The organism is Streptomyces sp. NPDC055239 (assembly GCF_053606205.1).
The window spans coordinates 69,526-86,943 of record NZ_JBSGRD010000006.1 but is presented as its reverse complement, the minus strand read 5'-3'; the positions used below and the strand labels follow the sequence as shown (position 1 = coordinate 86,943).

At 69.4% G+C, this 17,418-nt stretch carries 16 protein-coding genes; 10 read left to right on the top strand and 6 right to left on the bottom strand.

The features are described from left to right. Positions 1-15 precede the first annotated feature (15 nt). The 5 genes from ACWFRJ_RS20790 to ACWFRJ_RS20770 all read left to right on the top strand — a co-directional run bounded on the left by ACWFRJ_RS20790 (position 16) and on the right by ACWFRJ_RS20770 (position 3,549). Positions 16-1,248, top strand: coding sequence for a sensor histidine kinase (locus tag ACWFRJ_RS20790; protein WP_453532638.1), 1,233 nt, complete (start codon positions 16-18; stop codon positions 1,246-1,248). Next, the gene (locus ACWFRJ_RS20785; RefSeq protein ID WP_453532635.1) at positions 1,245-1,940 is read left to right on the top strand and encodes a response regulator; all 696 of its coding nucleotides are present in this window, start codon (positions 1,245-1,247) and stop codon (positions 1,938-1,940) included. The genes ACWFRJ_RS20790 and ACWFRJ_RS20785 overlap by 4 nt, the downstream gene beginning before the upstream one ends. Before the next feature lie 137 nt (positions 1,941-2,077). Then, positions 2,078-2,704: a DUF5753 domain-containing protein gene (locus ACWFRJ_RS20780; RefSeq protein WP_453532632.1), complete on the top strand. Its 627-nt coding sequence runs from the start codon at positions 2,078-2,080 to the stop codon at positions 2,702-2,704. A gap of 10 nt (positions 2,705-2,714) precedes the next feature. Next, a complete protein-coding gene (locus tag ACWFRJ_RS20775; protein WP_453532629.1) occupies positions 2,715-2,903 on the top strand; it encodes a DUF397 domain-containing protein in 189 nt (62 codons plus the stop codon). Positions 2,904-2,943: 40 nt separating this feature from the next. Continuing rightward, on the top strand, positions 2,944-3,549 hold the full coding sequence (locus tag ACWFRJ_RS20770; protein WP_453532626.1) for a hypothetical protein: 606 nt from the start codon (positions 2,944-2,946) through the stop codon (positions 3,547-3,549). Between the two features lie 80 nt (positions 3,550-3,629). Here the strand turns inward: ACWFRJ_RS20770 and ACWFRJ_RS20765 are convergent, their stop codons facing one another. From ACWFRJ_RS20765 to ACWFRJ_RS20750, 4 genes are all read right to left on the bottom strand, one after another. After that, positions 3,630-3,761 carry a hypothetical protein gene (locus ACWFRJ_RS20765; protein ID WP_453532623.1) on the bottom strand — a complete coding sequence of 44 codons (132 nt, stop codon included), beginning with the start codon at positions 3,759-3,761 and terminating at the stop codon, positions 3,630-3,632. Positions 3,762-3,792: 31 nt separating this feature from the next. Beyond that, the gene (locus ACWFRJ_RS20760; RefSeq protein ID WP_453532620.1) at positions 3,793-4,782 is read right to left on the bottom strand and encodes an alpha/beta fold hydrolase; all 990 of its coding nucleotides are present in this window, start codon (positions 4,780-4,782) and stop codon (positions 3,793-3,795) included. A gap of 114 nt (positions 4,783-4,896) precedes the next feature. Continuing rightward, entirely contained in the window at positions 4,897-8,445 is a 3,549-nt protein-coding gene (gene dnaE / locus ACWFRJ_RS20755) for a DNA polymerase III subunit alpha (protein WP_453532617.1), read from the bottom strand. 33 nt (positions 8,446-8,478) lie between these two features. Then, positions 8,479-9,069, bottom strand: coding sequence for a TetR/AcrR family transcriptional regulator (locus ACWFRJ_RS20750; protein ID WP_453532614.1), 591 nt, complete (start codon positions 9,067-9,069; stop codon positions 8,479-8,481). A gap of 173 nt (positions 9,070-9,242) precedes the next feature. Here ACWFRJ_RS20750 and ACWFRJ_RS20745 point away from each other — a divergent pair, with 173 nt between their 5' ends. Beyond that, complete coding sequence (locus tag ACWFRJ_RS20745; protein WP_453532611.1) at positions 9,243-9,623, top strand: VOC family protein; 381 nt, start codon at positions 9,243-9,245, stop codon at positions 9,621-9,623. A 15-nt stretch (positions 9,624-9,638) separates the two neighbouring features. Here the strand turns inward: ACWFRJ_RS20745 and ACWFRJ_RS20740 are convergent, their stop codons facing one another. Continuing rightward, positions 9,639-11,267 carry a FadD3 family acyl-CoA ligase gene (locus tag ACWFRJ_RS20740; protein WP_453532608.1) on the bottom strand — a complete coding sequence of 543 codons (1,629 nt, stop codon included), beginning with the start codon at positions 11,265-11,267 and terminating at the stop codon, positions 9,639-9,641. Positions 11,268-11,401: 134 nt separating this feature from the next. Here ACWFRJ_RS20740 and ACWFRJ_RS20735 point away from each other — a divergent pair, with 134 nt between their 5' ends. The 3 genes from ACWFRJ_RS20735 (at position 11,402) to ACWFRJ_RS20725 (ending at position 13,871) form a co-directional block, all read left to right on the top strand. Then, entirely contained in the window at positions 11,402-12,553 is a 1,152-nt protein-coding gene (locus tag ACWFRJ_RS20735) for a lipid-transfer protein (protein WP_453532605.1), read from the top strand. Positions 12,554-12,636: 83 nt separating this feature from the next. Continuing rightward, on the top strand, positions 12,637-13,086 hold the full coding sequence (locus ACWFRJ_RS20730; RefSeq protein WP_453532602.1) for a Zn-ribbon domain-containing OB-fold protein: 450 nt from the start codon (positions 12,637-12,639) through the stop codon (positions 13,084-13,086). Next, positions 13,083-13,871, top strand: a complete 789-nt coding sequence (locus ACWFRJ_RS20725) for an enoyl-CoA hydratase/isomerase family protein (RefSeq protein WP_453532599.1) — start codon at positions 13,083-13,085, stop codon at positions 13,869-13,871. The genes ACWFRJ_RS20730 and ACWFRJ_RS20725 overlap by 4 nt, the downstream gene beginning before the upstream one ends. 141 nt (positions 13,872-14,012) lie before the next feature. Here ACWFRJ_RS20725 and ACWFRJ_RS20720 read toward each other — a convergent pair whose 3' ends face one another. Next, positions 14,013-16,373, bottom strand: a complete 2,361-nt coding sequence (locus ACWFRJ_RS20720; protein WP_453533512.1) for a serine/threonine-protein kinase — start codon at positions 16,371-16,373, stop codon at positions 14,013-14,015. A 373-nt stretch (positions 16,374-16,746) separates the two neighbouring features. On the opposite strand from ACWFRJ_RS20720, the gene ACWFRJ_RS20715 reads away from it, so the two are divergent. Next, the gene (locus tag ACWFRJ_RS20715) at positions 16,747-17,394 is read left to right on the top strand and encodes a TetR family transcriptional regulator (protein ID WP_361194649.1); all 648 of its coding nucleotides are present in this window, start codon (positions 16,747-16,749) and stop codon (positions 17,392-17,394) included. The last annotated feature ends 24 nt before the right edge of the window (positions 17,395-17,418 follow it).

Genomic DNA, 17,418 nt, shown 5'->3' with positions numbered 1-17,418 from the left:
TGCCAAGCTGAAACCATGGTCGTTACCACCGAAGGCAAGCCGTCGTCGGCACACCCCGTGCCACCGCGACCGATCCTGGCGCGTGCTGACCTCTGGCAGCATGTGCTGCCCCGGGGGCTGGGGTTGGCTCTGGTGCTGGTCGGCCTGCCGTTCTCGGACGGGCTTGTCTGGTCCGCCACCACCTGGGAGCTGGTGGTGCTGATGAGCGGCGCCTGGGCTCTGTGGTGCGCGGCCGGCTTCCGTGCGGGATCTCCGGTGCCCGAGGCCTTGGCAGTGCCGATCCTGGGCGTCGCAATGATCAGCGGGAACCTCCTGGTCACCCTCGAACCCGAGGCCATACTGGCCACGGCAATCGTCGGCATGGCGGCGGTGTCGTCCGGAGCGATCCTGTCCACGCTGGTCAGCGCGGCCGTGCTGGCGGCCGGCGTCCTGGCGCTGGCGATCGGCGGGATCGTGGCCGGCCTCCCCGGGGAGGCATGGGCGCGCGTCGCCGCCTGGATCGCCGCCCTGCTGGCCCTTCAGCTCGCCGGCGCGACCCGGCGCAGCATCGGGACTCAGCACGCGCAGGCGGAGGAACTGCTGCTGCAGACCCGGCGTGTGCACGAGGAGGAGCAGCGGGCCGCGGCGCTGGCCGAGCGGACCCGGGTCGCCCGGGAGATCCACGACGTCCTTGCGCAGTCGCTGGGTGCCCTGGCGGTGCAGTTGGACGTGACCGACTCGCTGCTCACCGCGGATCCGCCGCGCACCGAAGAGGCGGTGGAGCGGGTCCGCAACGCCCGCCGGATCGCCGTCGACGGACTGACCGAGACCCGCCGCGCGATCGCGGTCCTGCGTGCGGACACCCCGCCCCTGCCGGAGGCCCTCACCGCGCTGGTCCACGACCACCGCACCGCCTCCGGCGCGCCCGCGACCTTCACACCGGTCGGCACCCCGCGCGCTCTCGAACCGGACGTCGGGCTAGCGTTGCTGAGAGTCGCCCAGGAGTCCCTGGCGAACGCCGCCAAGCACGCCCGCGGACAGGAGCTGACCGCCACTTTGGACTACGAAGAGGACCAGGTGAGGCTGACCGTGCTGTCCGGGCCCGCCGGCTCCGGTGGCGGCGAGGCCGGCCCACGGCCCCGAGCAGCGGGGATGGACGGCGGCTACGGTCTGGCCGGCATGCGCGAGCGGTTGCTGCTGGTCGGCGGCGACCTGACGGCCGGCCCCACCCCGCAGGGGTGGCGCGTGCGGGCGGAGGTGCCCGCATGAGTACTCGGGTCGTGGTCGTCGACGATCAGCAGGTGGTCCGCGAAGGCCTGATGACCCTGCTGGACATGATGCACGGCATCGACGTCGTCGCCGGGTGCGCGAACGGCGAGGAGGCCGTCGCCCAGGTCGCCGAAACGCACCCGGACGCGGTGCTGATGGACCTGAGCATGCCGGGGATGGGCGGCGTGGAGGCCACCCGCCGGATCGTGACGGCGCACCCGGACGTGGCCGTCGTGGTGCTGACGACCATGGCTGACGATCAGCTGATTCTCGACGCCCTGCAGGCCGGCGCCCGCGCCTACCTGACCAAGGACGCCGGCAAGGCCGAGATCGTCCGCGCGATCGAGGCCGCGCTCGCCCGGCACACCACCTTGGACCCGATCGTCCAGGAGCGGCTGCTGGCCGCCGCCATGCGCGGCACCGACCATACGACCGAACGGCGGCGGGCCAAACCGTCGCAGGACCTGCTGACCCCGCGCGAGTCCGACGTACTGCGGCTGCTCGCCCAAGGGTTGCCGAACGGCGCGATCGGCCGGCGCCTGCTGGTGGGGGAGTCCACCGTCAAGACCCACGTCAACCACCTGTTCGCCAAGCTCCAGGTCCGCACCCGCGCGGAGGCCGTCGCCTGGGCCCATGCCCACGGTTTCGGACCCGGTGCGGACGGCGTGCGCTCTGGCCGGCCCGCCGGGTGAGCGGCGCGCCGGGCACGTAGCTGAGCACGGCCGCCCGGCACGACGAAATTCTCGGCGATCCCACCTCACCGGGTTATCCATCAGGCCGTCCGACCAGCCACTCGGCACGGCTGACACCCCATCAGGACGAGCATCATGTGAGCGTCAGAACACCCACGCACTCGCGCGGCTGGTGGGAGGAGTACCGCGAACTGCTGCCCGCCGGGTTCCTGGATCTCGCGGAACTCGAGTACCACGCCAGGTACTTGAAGACCTTCGAGACGGTGCATATCCCAGGCTTGTTGCAGACCGAAGAGTATGTGCGGGCGATCTTCGCTTACTCGGTACCCGAGCTCCCCGAGGACGAGCTCGCAGCGCGCGTACGGTACCGGCTCCGCCGCCAGACGGTCATCGAAGGGGACTCAGCACCCGCTTACGATGCCGTGATCCACGAGGCCGCACTGCGTATCAGAGTTGCCGACAGGAAGGTTGCCCAGCGACAGTTGCAACACATCCTTGAAGCTACGGACCGCCCCCACGTCAGTGTGCGTGTCGTGCCGTTCAACGTGGACGGGTTCGCGGGGGTCGGTTACCCGATGCTCTACGTTGGCGGTCCTGCTCCCCAACTCGACACGGTGTTGCTGGACACAGTGCACGGTGGCGCGTTCCTGGACGGCGAGCTGCAGCTGAGTCGATACCGGGGGCTCTTCGACAAGGTAGAGGGCGCAGCTCTGAACGTCGCAGAGTCACGGGACCTGATCCACCAACTAGTACGGGACGTATAGGAGTCCGGATATGACAAGCGCGATTGAGTGGCAGAAGTCCTCGTTCTCTGGCGGCGGCGACGGGCCGAACTGCGTCGAGGTCCGCGCGGTGAACGGCACCGCCCACCTCCGCGAAAGCGACGCCCCCGCCCAAGTCCTGTCCCCCTCCCCCAAGGGCCTCGCCGCGCTCATACTCCGCATACGGACAGAGCAGAGCTGACCAGCGCCGCACGCCGCGCAACCGTGGCAGAGTCACCGGCATGGTCCGCATGGTCACCTCAACGCAGCGCCGACGCACCGACGCGGTGTCCGCCGCCCTCCTCATGGCCGCCGCCCTCGCAACGCTGACGGCCTGCGGCGAGCAACGGCACACCTCCGCCCCCTCCACCGCCTCTGCCCCCTCCACCACCACCCCCGGCGCCTCCCCGTACGTGGAACCCGGCGTCGTCGACGGGGCACCCCACAACGGGGACAACAACGCCTACCGCCGCCCCGGCGACATGTCCCCCGCGAGCGAGGAGGCCGCCGAAGCAGAGGCCGCCCGTATCGGGCCCGTCCTCAAGCGGCTCCACGGGAAGAAGAAGTGGGACCCGGACAGCGTGCGGACCGCGCTCACCGCTGAACTCGGCTACGAGACCGAGAAGTACGGCAGCAAGGGCAAGGTGCTGAGCGGACAACTCATCGTGCAGGCCATGCGCGCCCGCTACGAGAACGACGGGTACGTCACCCCCGAGGGCACCATGATCGGCCTCCGCGTACGCAATGACGCCTGCGTAACGGCGTTCATCCAACCGACGAACTACGAGGCGAAGGCCAACGGCCCCTTCATGGAGACCGGCTGCATCGAGCCCCCCATCGGCCACTGACGCGAGCTGCAAGAAAGTCCCACCGACACGCCGCGCAGAGGTCGGATCCGCAGGACTTTTCTGCAATCAACCCGAGCCAACTACCGGCGGGACGCCAGCGTTGCCTCCACCTTCGCGACGAACGCCCCCGGCGTCCGGAACACCTCCTCCGCCCCGAACCGCAACACCACCCTCACCTCGGGGCACGCGGCGAGGTCGTTGTAGCGGGCCAAGTCTTCTCGTGTGCACTGTGGATAGCCGCCCTCACGCCGCCGCGTGGAACGCCCCCAGCCAATCCACCAGAAGCCGGTTCACCTCGAAGGCGCGCTCCTGCTGTACCCAGTGCCCGCATCCCTCGAGGATGTGCGAGGACACCAGGCCGGGGAGGGTCTCCGGGTAGGCCTTGATCGCGTCGGCCATCCATGTCGTCGACGCGTCCTGGTCGCCGCCGATGAACAGTGCCGGCTGGGTGATCGGGGCTCCGTCCCATGCCGCCAGGTCCTCCCAGTCACGGTCGACGTTGCGGTAGCGGTTGAGCGCGCCGGTCAGGCCGGTGCGCTCGAACTCGGCCGCGTACACGTCGAGGTCGTCCTCCGTCAGCCAGGAGGGGAGGCCGGATCCCTTGACGAAGCGGTCCGACATCTTGCCGCCCTGGGGTACGAAGTGCAGGCTCGGGGCGTCCGGCGGCGGCATCGTGTCCGCCGAAACGCCCGCGTAGAACCCCGCGAGCCACCCCCGCACGTCCGGCTCGATCTCCGCCTCCGCCCTCCCCCGCTCCTGGAAGTAGCTGACGTAGAACTCCTCGTCGGGGCCGCCGATCATGGCGAACGCGTCCGAGGGGCGGAATCCGTTCCGGGGTGCGTACGGAACGCTCAGCAGACCCACCGCCGTGAAGACGTCCGGCCTGAGCAGCGCCGAATTCGCCGCGATGCCCGAGCCCCAGTCGTGGCCCACGACGGTCGCGGTCTGCGCACCCAGGGCACGTACGACACCCACGTTGTCGGCGACGTGCGCCAGCATCCGGTACGCGTCCACCTCACTCGGCTTCGACGAGCGGCCGTATCCGCGCACGTCGATCGCCACCGCGCGGTAGCCCGCCCTGGCGAGGACAGGGAGCTGGTGGCGCCATGAGTACCAGGACTCGGGGAAGCCGTGGACCAGGAGGACCAGCGGGCCCGTGCCCTGCTCCACCAGGTGGATCCGGCCGCCCCCAGGGACGTCCACCAGTCGGTGGTGCTGTGTGGGGTGCGTCATGTTTCCTCCCGGATCAGGGTCAGGGGCAGACGCGGTGGATGCGTCGTCTTACTCCATGATCCTGGGCTGCCCCCTCCCCCGCCCGCGAGCAACTTTGCCGAGTCGGCAAATGGCTCACCCCCTCGCCACCACCACCGCCGCCTTGAGGTCCGCCCAGAACTCCGGGCGGACCGTGACGCGGAACCCAAGGCGGTAGACCGTCGTACGCTCCCTCCCCCGTACCCGCAGCCGCACCTCCGTGGGGCCCGGGTGTGCGCGGAGGATCTCCTTGAGGCGGCCGACCGTGTGCGGGGTCACCTGGGGCTCGTGAAGGTCGAGGAGTACGGGCGCGTCCGCCGCCGCGTGCGAGAGGTCCGGGACCGAGAGTTCCATGCCCACCAGACGCGGGACGTCCTCCCGCTTGTCGAGGCGGCCCTTCACGAAGACCACCGTGTCCTGCACCAGTTGGGTGGACAGGAGCTGGTACGTCGCAGGGAAGAACAGGCACTCCAGCGACCCCGCCAAGTCCTCCACCGTGGCCACCGCCCACGCGTTTCCCTGCTTCGTCACCTTCCGCTGGAGGCCGGAGACGATGCCCCCGATCGTCACCACCGCACCGTCCGCGTGCTCGCCCCCGGTCAGGCTCGCGATCGCCGCGTCGGCCTTGGCGGCGAGGACGTGCTCGATGCCTAAAAGGGGGTGGTCGGAGACGTAGAGGCCGAGCATCTCCCGCTCCTGGGCGAGGAGGTACGTCTTCTCCCACTCCTCGGAGGGAAACTCCGCCCCGCCGCTCTCCGGGCCAAGACCGGAAGTCACAGGCCCGCCCCCGTCACCGAAGAGACCGAAGAGGTCGAACTGGCCTTCCGCCTCCTTCCTCTTCACCTGTACGGCGTTGTCGATCAGAGGCTCGTAGCAGGCGGCGAGGCCTTTGCGCGTATGGCCCATTTCGTCGAACGCGCCCGCCTTGATGAGGGATTCGGTCGTCCGTTTGTTGCACGCGGTCGCGTCCACCTTCTGCAGGTAATCGGGGAAGGACTCGTACTTGCCTTTCCGTTCCCTGCACTTGACGATCGCGTCGACCACATTCGCCCCGACGTTCCGCACCGCCGTCAAGCCGAAGAGAATGACGTCGTCGCCCCGCGCCGCGAAGTTCGCCACCGACGCGTTCACGCTCGGCGGCAGGACCCTGATCCCCATCCGGCGGCACTCGTTGAGATAGACCGCCGACTTGTCCTTGTCGTCGCGGACGGAGGTCAGCACGGCGGCCATGTATTCGGCCGGGTAATTCGCCTTCAGGTACGCCGTCCAGTACGAGACCAGCGCGTACGCCGCCGCATGCGCCTTGTTGAACGCGTAACCCGCGAACGGGACAAGGACGTCCCAGACCGCCTGGATCGCCTCGTCGCTGTATCCGCGCTCCCGGCAGCCGTCCCGGAACGGGACGAACTCCTTGTCCAGGACCTCTTTCTTCTTCTTTCCCATGGCTCTGCGCAGCAGGTCCGCCTGGCCGAGCGTGTAGCCAGCGAGCACCTGCGCCGCCTTCTGCACCTGCTCCTGGTAGACGACCAGGCCGTACGTCAGGCCGAGCACATCGCGTAGGGGCTCCTCCACCTCCGGATGAATGGGGGTGATCTCCTGTTGGGCGATCTTCCGCAACGCGTAATTCGTGTGCGTATTCATGCCCATAGGGCCGGGTCGGTACAGCGCCGATACCGCCGTGATGTCCTCGAACTCGTCCGGTTTCATCAGCCGCAGCAGCGAGCGCATCGGGCCGCCGTCGAACTGGAAGACGCCGAGAGTGTCGCCCCGGCCGAAGAGTTCGAAGGTGCGGGTGTCCGCCAGGGGGATCGAGAGCAGGTCGAGTTCTACGTTCTTGTTCGCCGCCACCATCTTCACCGCGTCGTCCATGATGGTGAGGTTGCGCAGGCCCAGGAAGTCCATCTTGAGCAGGCCGAGCGACTCGCACTGGGGGTAGTCCCACTGCGTGATCGTCACGCCGTCGCTGTGCCGCACCCATACCGGCACGTGGTCGGTGATCGTCTCGCTGGACATGATCACGCCGGCCGCGTGCACACCCATCTGCCGGACCAGGCCTTCCACCCCCTTCGCGGTGTCGATGACCTTCCGCACGTCGGGTTCGTTCTCGTACATTCCACGGATCTCGCCCGCCTCACCGTGGCGGGGGTGGGCCGGATCCGTGATGCCCGCGAGTTCAATTCCCTTTCCGCCCGCGTCCGGTGGCATCGCTTTGGTGAGGCGGTCGCCCATCGCGTACGGATATCCGAGAACCCGTGCCGAGTCCTTGATGGCGTTCTTCGCCTTGATCTTTCCGTACGTTCCGATCATGGCGACCTTGTCGGCGCCGTACTTCTCCGTCACATAACGGATGACTTCCACGCGCCTGCGCTCGTCGAAGTCGATGTCGACGTCAGGCATCGACACGCGTTCGGGGTTCAGGAAACGCTCGAAGATCAGGCCGTGGGTGAGGGGATCCAGGTCCGTGATTCCCATCGCGTACGAGACGAGCGAACCGGCTGCGGAGCCGCGCCCCGGGCCCACCGCGATGCCGTTGTCCTTCGCCCACATGATGAAGTCGGCGACCACAAGGAAGTATCCGGGGAACCCCATCTGGATGATGATGTCCATCTCGTACTCCGCCTGTCGCGCGTACGCGTCCCCCACCCCCTCGGGAAACCGTCGCCGCATTCCCGTGGCCACCTCCTCCCGGAACCAGCTGACTTCCGTGTATCCCTCCGGCACGTCAAACCTGGGCATGAGGTCGCGCTTCTCGAACATTCCGGTGGTGTCGATCTGCTCGGCGACCAGGAGAGTGTTGGCGCATCCCTGCTGCCAGGCGTCCGATGAGTCGATGGCGTACATCTCGGCTGTGGACTTCAGGTGATAGCCGGTGCCGTCGAAACGGAAACGGTCGGGGTCGGAGAGGTTCTTGCCCGTCTGAATGCAGAGCAGGGCGTCATGTGCAGCGGATTCATGGGCGTATGTGTAGTGCGAGTCGTTCGTGACCAGTGGGGGGATCGCCAGTCTTCTGCCGATCTCCAACAGGTCTGCCCTGACCCGGCTTTCGATCTCGATGCCGTGGTCCATCAGCTCCAGGAAATAGCGGTCCTTGCCGAAGATGTCCTGGTATTCGGATGCGGCGGTCAGCGCCTCGTCGAACTGGCCCAGGCGCAGACGGGTCTGGAGCTCTCCTGAGGGGCAGCCGGTGGAGGCGATGAGGCCCTGTGACCACTGGGAGATCGTCTCCTTGTCCATACGCGGCCACTTCTGGAGCCAGCCTTCCGCATACGCGTCGGAGGAAAGGCGGAAGAGGTTGTGCAGGCCGGTTCTGTCGGCCGCCCAGAGTGTCTTGTGCGTGTAGCCACCCGAGCCGGAGACGTCGTCGCGCTTCTGGTGCGGCTTGCCCCACTTGACCTTCCGCTTGTCGCGGCGGGACTCCGGCGCCACATACGCCTCGATGCCGATGATCGGCGTGACGCCCGCGCCCTGCGCCTGGTGGAAGAAGTCGTACGCGCCGTGCAGATTGCCGTGGTCCGTCATCGCGATGTGCGACATGCCCATGTCGGCGCACGCCTTGAACATGTCGCCGAGGCGGGCTGCGCCGTCGAGGAGTGAGTACTGAGTGTGGACGTGCAGGTGGGTGAAGGGCTTCGGCGGCTTCGGCACTTCCGCTCCCGTGATCGGTCGGTCTGCCTGCTGTCAGCTGTCGGCGGTCCCGGTGGAATCGGCTTCCTCTTCCAGGCGTTGGGCGATGACGCGCAGGCCTACCGCCACCTCGTGGGCCGACGGCGCGTGGTCGGGGTCGATCAGCCACTGCTGAGTCAGGCCCGCGACCAGGGCCATGTGGACCGAGCCGACCGCGCGGGCCGTGTCCGGGTCGGCGGCGGCGTCGATGCCGTGCAGGTGGGCGGCCATCTCGGGGCGTGCGCGCTCGTACGCTGCGGCGATCTGTTCGCGGATCTCGGGGGCGCGCTCGGCCTGGGCGAAGGCCTCGGTGCTCGCGACCAGCATGGGGCGGTCCGTGGCCTGGGAGCCGATGATGCGGTCCCACATCTGCTGCAGGGGCTCGGGGTGCTCCGACGGGCTGTCCATGATCGCCGTGCCCCACTCCATGAGGGTCTCCAAGAGGGCGGCGTTGAGCAGCGCCTCCTTGGAGCCGTAGTGGTAGTTGATCGTCCCGACGGGGGCGTTGTTCGCGGCTGCCGCGATGTCCCGGGAGGTCGTACGGGCGTATCCCCGCTCCTGGAGGCATCGCTTGGCGCCGGTCATCAGCTGTTCTCGGTGTCCCATGGGGCCACCGTACAACAGACTTGAACGTCCGTTCAGAACGAGCGTTCAGAACATCCGTTCAGGTGAGGTGGCCGAAAGGGGATGCAGAAAGCGTGGCCGGAAGGTGCGACCCCGTCGGCCGGCGGCGGAAACTGGTTGGACAGCCCCCGCGTTGCTCGCAGATAGTGCCGCGCATGACCTCTCTTGTGCGCCACCTCACGTTCGACTGTTCCGACGCCTACCGTCAGGCCACCTTCTGGGCCGAAGTACTCGGCGGAAAGATCTCCGACGAAGACTTCCCCGGCGATCCGGAAGCCCTGGTCACCTCCGAGGGCAGCACTCTGCTCTTCGTGACCGTGCCCGACGCCAAGACCGTCAAGAACCGCCTGCACATCGACCTTCAGCCGCAGGACCGTACCCGTGACGAGGAGGTCGAGCGGGTCATCGGGCTCGGCGCCAAGCTCGTGGAGGACCACCGGGTGCCCGACGGGCGCGGCTGGGTCACCCTCAGCGACCTGGAGGGCAACGAGTTCTGCGTGGAGCGCAGTGCGGGCGAGCGCGCCAAGACCGAGTAGGCGCCAGGCAGCTGACTACGCCCGTCGGCCGCGCAGTTCGTGTTTGAGGACCTTGCCGCTCGCGTTCCTCGGAAGGTCCGTCACGAACTCGATCTCCCTGGGGACCTTGTAGTTCGCCATCTCGCGGCGTGACCACGCGATCAGGTCGTCGGAGGTGAGGACCGCCCCCGGGCGGCGCACCACGTACGCCTTGCCCACCTCGCCGAGCCGCGGATCCGGGACGCCGATCACCGCCACGTCCGCCACCTGCGGATGCACGCCGATCAGCTGCTCTATCTCGGCGGGGTAGGCGTTGAACCCGCCGACGATGAACATGTCCTTGATGCGGTCCGTGATGCGGAGGTTGCCCAGTTCGTCGAGGACCCCGACATCGCCCGTCCGCAGCCAGCCGCCCGGCGTGAGAGCCTTCTTCGTCTCCGCCGGGTCCTCGAAGTAGCCCTGCATGACGTTGTGTCCGCGTACGAGGATCTCGCCGGGGTGACCCGGCGAGAGCTCCTCGCCGCCCGGGCTCACCACCCGCACCTCCGTGTCCGGGATGGCCCGGCCCGAGGTGGAGGCGATGGTCCGTGCGGCGTCTCCCTGGTGGCACATCGTGACGATGCCGCTCGCCTCCGAGAGGCCGTACGCCGTCAGGACCGTGGCGATGTGCAGTTCGGCGCGCAGTCGCTCGACCAGTTGCAGCGGGACCACCGCCGCGCCCGTCACCACCAGGCGCAGGGCCGACAGGTCGTGCTGGTCGCGGGCCGGGTGGTCGAGGAGGGACTGGTGGAGGGTCGGCGGGCCCGGGAGGACGGAGATCCGTTCCGCTGCCACGTTCGCGAGGACCGTGTCCACGTTGAAGACCGGCTGCGGGACCATCGTCGCGCCGCGCATCAGGCAGGCGATGATCCCCGCCTTGTAGCCGAAGGTGTGGAAGAACGGGTTGACGATCAGATAGCGGTCGCCTTCGCAGAGGCCCGCGAGTTCGCTCCAGATGCCGTAGCAGCGCAGGGTCTGGGCATGGGTGATCACCGCGCCCTTGGGGCGGCCCGTCGTGCCCGAGGTGTAGACGATGTCCGAGGGGGCCGAGCCTTCGACGGAGTCCGCGCGCGCCCGTACGTCCTGACCGCTCACCCCGTCGCCGCCGGCCACGAAGTCCTTCCAGGCGCGGAAGTCCTCCGGCGCGTCGTCGGACAGGACCACCACCTGCTCCAGGTCCGGGAGACCGGGCAACGGCCCTCCCCCCTTCCCTCTTCCCTTTCCTCTTCCCTTCTCCTCCGCAGCCGCGCGGCGCAGTGACGCGACGTACGACGTGCCGAGGAAGGTGCCGGTCACGAAGAGCAGCTTCGCGCGGCTGCGTTGCAGTACGTAGGCCGCCTCGGCGCCCTTGAAGCGGGTGTTCAGGGGGACGAGGACCGCGCCCGCCGATACCGCGCCGAGCGCGGAGACGATCCAGTCCAGGGTGTTGGGGGCCCAGACCGCCACTCGATCACCGGATTTGACGCCGCCCGCCATGCACGCGGCGGCGGCCCGCTCCACGCGGCGGCCGAGCTCGGCGTACGAGACGCGGGTGCGGCCCTCGACGACCGCCTCCCGGTCCCCGAACCGCTCGGCCGCCGCCCGGACCAGTCCCGGGATGCTGCCCCACTCCAGGTCGCCGCGCATCACAAGCCCCTCCGCCGCAGTAGCTGACTATCCGTCAGATTAGCTGTAACCTGACGCGCTGTCAGCAGTCGGGACGACGTATGGCGAAGCCCAGGGGCCTCGCCACTACGCCACTCGCGGAGGTGCCGTTGCCCATGGCTTCACTCAAAGACGCTACAGCGATAGTCGGGATCGGGCAGACCTCGTTCGCCAAACAACTGCCCGAGGACGAGAAGACGTTGGCCTGCCGGGCGATCGTCGCCGCGCTCGACGACGCGGGCATCGCTCCTTCGGAGGTCGACGCGTTCGCCTCGTACACGATGGAGGAGACGGACGAGGTCGAGGTCGCCAAGGCGATCGGCGCGGGCGACGTGACCTGGTTCAGCAAGGTCGGCTACGGGGGCGGCGGTTCCTGCGCGACCATCGCGCACCTCGCGTCCGCCGTCGCCACCGGGCAGGCGAACGTCGGCATCGCCTGGCGCTCCCGCAAACGGGGCAGCGGGCCGCGCCCCTGGAAGAACACCGCCGTCCAACTCCCCACTCCCGGCCAGTGGACCCGCCCCTTCGGGCTTCTCCGCCCGGCGGACGAGATCGCGATGCTGGCCCGCCGCTACATGCACGAGTACGGGGCGACCCGCGACCACCTCTTCAATGTCGCCCTCGCGTGCAGGAACCGGGCGAACCAGAACCCGGCCGCGATGATGTACGAGCGCCCGCTGACCCGCGAGATGTACATGTCGTCACGTTGGATCAGCGAGCCGCTCTGCCTCTTCGACAACTGCCTCGAGACGGACGGGGCGTTGGCGTGCGTGATCGTGTCCGCCGAGCGGGCGCGGGACTGCCGGCAGAAGCCCGTGTACGTCCACTCCGTCGCCCAGGGCCTGCCCGCGCAGCACCACGGGATGGTCAACTACTGGAACGACGACCCGCTGACAGGACCCGCGTGGACGGCGGCCCGACACCTTTGGAAGCAGGCGGACTTCGGCCCGCAGGACGTGGACGTGGCCCAGATCTACGACGCGTTCACGCCTCTGATCCCGCTGTCCCTGGAGGGATACGGCTTCTGCGGCCGGGGCGAGGGCGGCTCCTTCACGGAGGGCGGCGCCCTTGAGAGCGGCGGCCGACTGCCGATCAACACCGGGGGCGGCGGCCTGAGCGAGGCGTACGTCCACGGCTTCAACCTCATCAACGAGGGCGTGAAGCAACTCCGGGGCACGAGCACGGCACAAGTGCCGGACGCGGCAACGTGCTTGGTGACGGCGGGCGAGGGCGTACCGACGTCGGCGGTACTACTCCGGGCCCCTTAAGGGGCGCGAGGCTGTGACATTTGCGGCTCCGCCGCGTGGGCGCGAGCAACCACGACGAACCCGCACCCGGAAGAGGCGAGAACATGGCAGACGCGACCACCGAGCCCCTCCTGTCGCCCACCATCGACACGGACGGCGCCCCTTTCTGGGAGTACGCCGCCCAGGGCGAACTCCGCATACAAGCCTGTACCGCCTGCGGCGAGCTGAGGTTCCCGCCAAGGCCCTGCTGCCCCCACTGCCAGTCCTTCGAGGCCGAGTGGCAACGCATGAGCGGCCGGGGCCGCATCTGGTCCTACGTCCGCCCGCACCCGCCCCTACTCCCCGCCTACGCCGAGCAGGCCCCGTACAACGCGATCATCGTCGAACTGGCCGACGCCCCCCGCATCCGCCTGGTCGGCAACCTCGTCGCCGCCCCGGACGCCCCGTTGAACTCCGTCGACCCCGACCGGCTGCGCATCGGCGCGAAGGTGCAGGTTGCGTTCACCGACGTGGGCGGGATCGCGATGCCCCGCTGGCTGCTGGAGCGGCCATGACGGCTGCGGACGCCGGCGCCCTGCGTACGACGATCGACAAGGACACGGGCGTAGCGGTCGTCACCCTCGACCGCCCCGCACGCCACAACGCCATCGACACGGAGACGGCGGTCCAACTTGCCGCGACCTGGCGGGAGTTCCGCTCCGACGACACCGTACGGGCGATCGTCCTCACCGGTGCGGGAGAGAAGGCGTTCTGTACGGGCATCGACCGCGACACGGACGTACCGCAGCCCGGGTCCCCCTACTCGATGGACGATCCGCTCCTGTCCATCGGCCCCAAGGCCAACGACCTGTGGAAGCCGGTCGTCGCCGCCGTCAACGGCATGGCGTGCGGGGGCGCCTTCTATCTCCTGGGCGAGGCGGAGTTCGTCATCGCCGCCGAGAACGCCACGTTCTTCGACCCGCACACCACGTACGGCATGGTCAGCGCGTACGAGGCGATCCTCATGGCGCAGCGCATGCCGCTCGGCGAGGTCGCGAGGATGTCGCTGATGGGGACGGCCGAGAGGGTGTCCGCGCGGCGGGCGTACGAGATCGGCCTGGTCTCCGAGCTGGTCGCCTCCGCCGACCTGCTGGCGTCGGCCGTACGCGCCGCCGAGGTCATCGCCGCCTGCCCGACCGAGCCGGTCCAGGGCACGGTACGGGCGCTCTGGGCGGCGAAGGAGGCGGCCCGCACCCAGGCCCTGGCCCAGGCGCCGCACCTCATCGCGCTCGGCAATCTGCCGCCGGAGCGACAGGCGGGGCTCTTCACGGGGCGCGGGACCGAATTCCGTACCAGGTGAGCACCGGGGCCATCGCCTCGCGCGGTTCATCCAGTCGGCGTAACGTCACAAGTGGACGGCCGCCGTCCGGAGCCCCCCTTCCACACACTGGTGCGACGGCCGTCACGACGCCCGCCCGGCATCTGGGGCTCCCCAGGTCCGCTAGGACCGAGCGGTGCCAGTCCCCCGCTCCGCGTCCAGCGCGTAGACGCACCGGTCCTTGCTGCACGCGTACACCACGCCGTCCCGCACCACCGGCGCCCCGGTGATCTCGCCGCCGGTGGCCAGTTTCCAGCGGAGGCGGCCGTCGTCCGCCTTCAGCGTGTACAGCAGGTGGTCCGTCGAACCGAAGTGGATACGCCGGTCGGCGACGACGGGCGTGCCGACGACCTCGCCGCCCGCTTGGAAGCGCCACTTGGGCGTTCCCGTCACCGCGTCAAGGGTGTAGAGCCCCTTGCCGCTGCCCACGTGCACATGGCCGTCGGCGACGAGCACGGGCTCGATCGACGCCCGGGACTCCGTGGCGATGCGCCAGCGGTCACGGCCGTCCATGGCGTCGAGGGCGTACACGGTCCCGAGGTAGTCGGCGAGGTACACCCCGCCGCCGGTGACCGCGGGTCCCGGCGCGAACGCGGGCGGGCACAGGAAAGCGGCGGGCGCCTCGAAGTGCCAGCGGACGTGCCCGCCCGCCACGTCGATCGCCAGGACCCGGGATCCCGCGGACACGTACACGTACCCGTCCTGCGCGGGCGCGAGCCGCACCGGAACGCCGCCGCAGGAGGCCGCGTCGCCGACGGGGTACGACCAGCGCTCCTCGCCGGTACGGGCCTCGATGGCACGCAGGCGCGCGTCCTTCCAGACGTAGACCGTGCCGTCGTGGACGACGGGTCCCGCCTCGGGGGTCTCGAAGTCGGTCTGGGCCCCGGTGATCTCCCAGAGCTTCTCGCCGTTCGCGGCCTCCCAGGCCTGTACGCCGCCGCCGCGCGTCCCGGTGACGACGGTGCCGCGGTCGGCCTGGAGGGAGTACACCCAGGCGTCGGTCGAAAGGCGCCAGAGGTCCGTGCCCTCGGCGCCGTCGAGGGCGTAGAGCGTGGGGCCGTCCGAGGCGTGGATACGTCCGTCGGCGACCGCCATGGACCAGGCGACGTCCCGCGTCTTGAAGCTGCGGCGGCCCGTGCCGACGTCCAGGGCGTGGACCTCGAAGGACGTGACGTACACGAGGTTCCCCGCGACGGCGGGCGTCCCCCACACGTCGTTCGACATCCGGAAGCGCCACGGCCGCCACGCGGCCCCCGCGTCCGGCGCGGCGGTGGGTGCGGGCACCACGGGGTCGACGCCGTTCGTGGCGGCCTTGGACCGCGACCACGATGCGGCGAGGCCGTCATAGGAGGGCGGCGGGCTCGCGGCGACGGCGCGCGCGTCGGCCACCCGCGGTCCCGGACCGATCGGCACCTTCGCCCCGGCCAGGTGCACGGGACCCGCGTCCGGCACGTTCCCGAAGGGGGGCGGCTGTGTCGGCGGCGCCGGCGGCGCGTGCCGCGGAGGCGGCGGTGCGACGGCGGGGGCGCCACCACGGCCGCCGCTGCGCCCGGAGGCGGCGAGCGCGGCGCGCACGGGCGGACGGCCGCCCCGGCGCGCCTCGATCAGCGCGACGGCCCGCTCGGGCAGCCAGGCGGAGGCCGTGCCGCTGTCGCCGTCCTCGCTCTCCGAGGCGAAGAGGTGGGGTGCGAGCTGGGCCTGGAGGTCGTTGGGGCTCGGCCGCAGCACCGCCTCCATCTGCATGCACGTCTCGATGAGCGGGCGCAGCTCGTCCGGGAGTCCCGCCAGGTCAGGGCCCTCGCGGAGCAGCATGAAGACGGTCTCGACAGGGTTCGCGCCGTGGAAGGGCGCATGCCCGGTGGCGGCGAAGACGAGCATCGAGCCGAGCGAGAAGACATCGCTCGCGCCGGTCACGCTGCGTGAGTCCTTCGCCTGCTCGGGCGACATGTACGCGGGCGTGCCCACGGCGACGTTCGTCATGGTCAGCCGGGTGTTGGAGACGCCGGACGCGATGCCGAAGTCGATCACGCGCGGCCCGTCCTCCACCACGAGGACGTTCGACGGCTTGAGGTCACGGTGGACGAGGCCCGCGCCGTGGATGGACTCCAGGGCCTCGGCGACGCCGGCCGCGAGCCAGCGCACGGCCTGGGTCGGCAGCGGCCCGTGTTCATTCACTATTTCTTCGAGCGAGGGGGCGGGCACGTACGCGGTGGCCAGCCACGGCACCGCCGCACGCGGGTCGGCGTCCACCACAGCCGCCGTATAGAACCCGGACACGGCCCGTGCCGCCTCGACCTCACGCGTGAAACGGACGCGGAACAGCTGGTCCTCGGCGAGCTCGGTCCTGACCGTCTTGATCGCCACGCGCCGCCCTGACGCGGAGCGCGCGAGGTAGACGAGCCCCATGCCACCGGCTCCGAGCCGGCCGAGCACCTCGAACGGGCCGATCCGCCTCGGATCGTGCTGCGTCAGCTGATCCACCACTTGCCCTGCCACCTCCCCGTACGCGGGCGCCGTATGAGCGGCCCCGAGCAGCGTCTCACCACCGAGCCGCTCCGGCGGCACGCACCCTGATTCTTCCTGTACGGGCCGGTGGTTGCGAACCCGGGGCGGGATCGGGGTGTTGTGGGACAAAGGAGACGCGAGGAGAGAAGAGATGCGCGAGTGACGCTTGATTCGAACACATGCGCTATTCGAGTACGCCCCCGGACCGGCCTGGGGCCGACCCTGGACCGGCCCCCGGATCACCCCCGGACCGGCGCCGGGAGCAGAGGCGGAAGAGAGGACGAATACCGCCTCCAACCCCATTTGCACTCGGCCGAATCGCGCTCCGATCACCCCTCGGTAAGCTGACGGCATGACAGGACAGGTACGTACCGTCGACGGCCGCGTGGCCGGTCGGCGCGGTCAGGCGACGCGTCAGAAGCTGCTCGACTGCCTCAGCGAGATGCTCAGCTCCTCGCCCTACCGGGACGTCAAAGTCATCGACGTCGCCCGGAAGGCGGGGACTTCACCCGCGACCTTCTATCAGTACTTCCCCGACGTCGAGGGCGCCGTCCTTGAGATCGCCGAGCAAATGGCGGTCGAGGGCGCGGAGTTGACCCAGCTCCTCGACGGCCGATCCTGGGTCGGCAAGGCGGGGTGGCAGACCTCGCAGGAGCTGGTCGAGGGCTTCCTCGACTTCTGGCGCAAGAACGACGCGATCCTCCGGGTCGTCGATCTGGGCGCCGCGGAGGGCGACAAACGCTTCTACAAGCTCCGCATGAAGATCCTGAACTCGGTCAACAACTCCCTTACCGACACGGTCAAGGAGCTCCAAGCCAAGGGCAAGGTCGACAAGGACGTGAACCCGGCGGCGATGGCGGGCTCCCTGGTGGCGATGCTCGCCGCGGTCGCTTCGCACCAGCGGGGTTTCCAGACGTGGGGCGTCAAGCAGGCCGAACTGAAGCCGAACCTAGCACTGTTGGTGCATCTGGGAGTAACAGGCAAGAAGCCGACGAAGTAGGACGACCCGTACATCTTCTCTGAG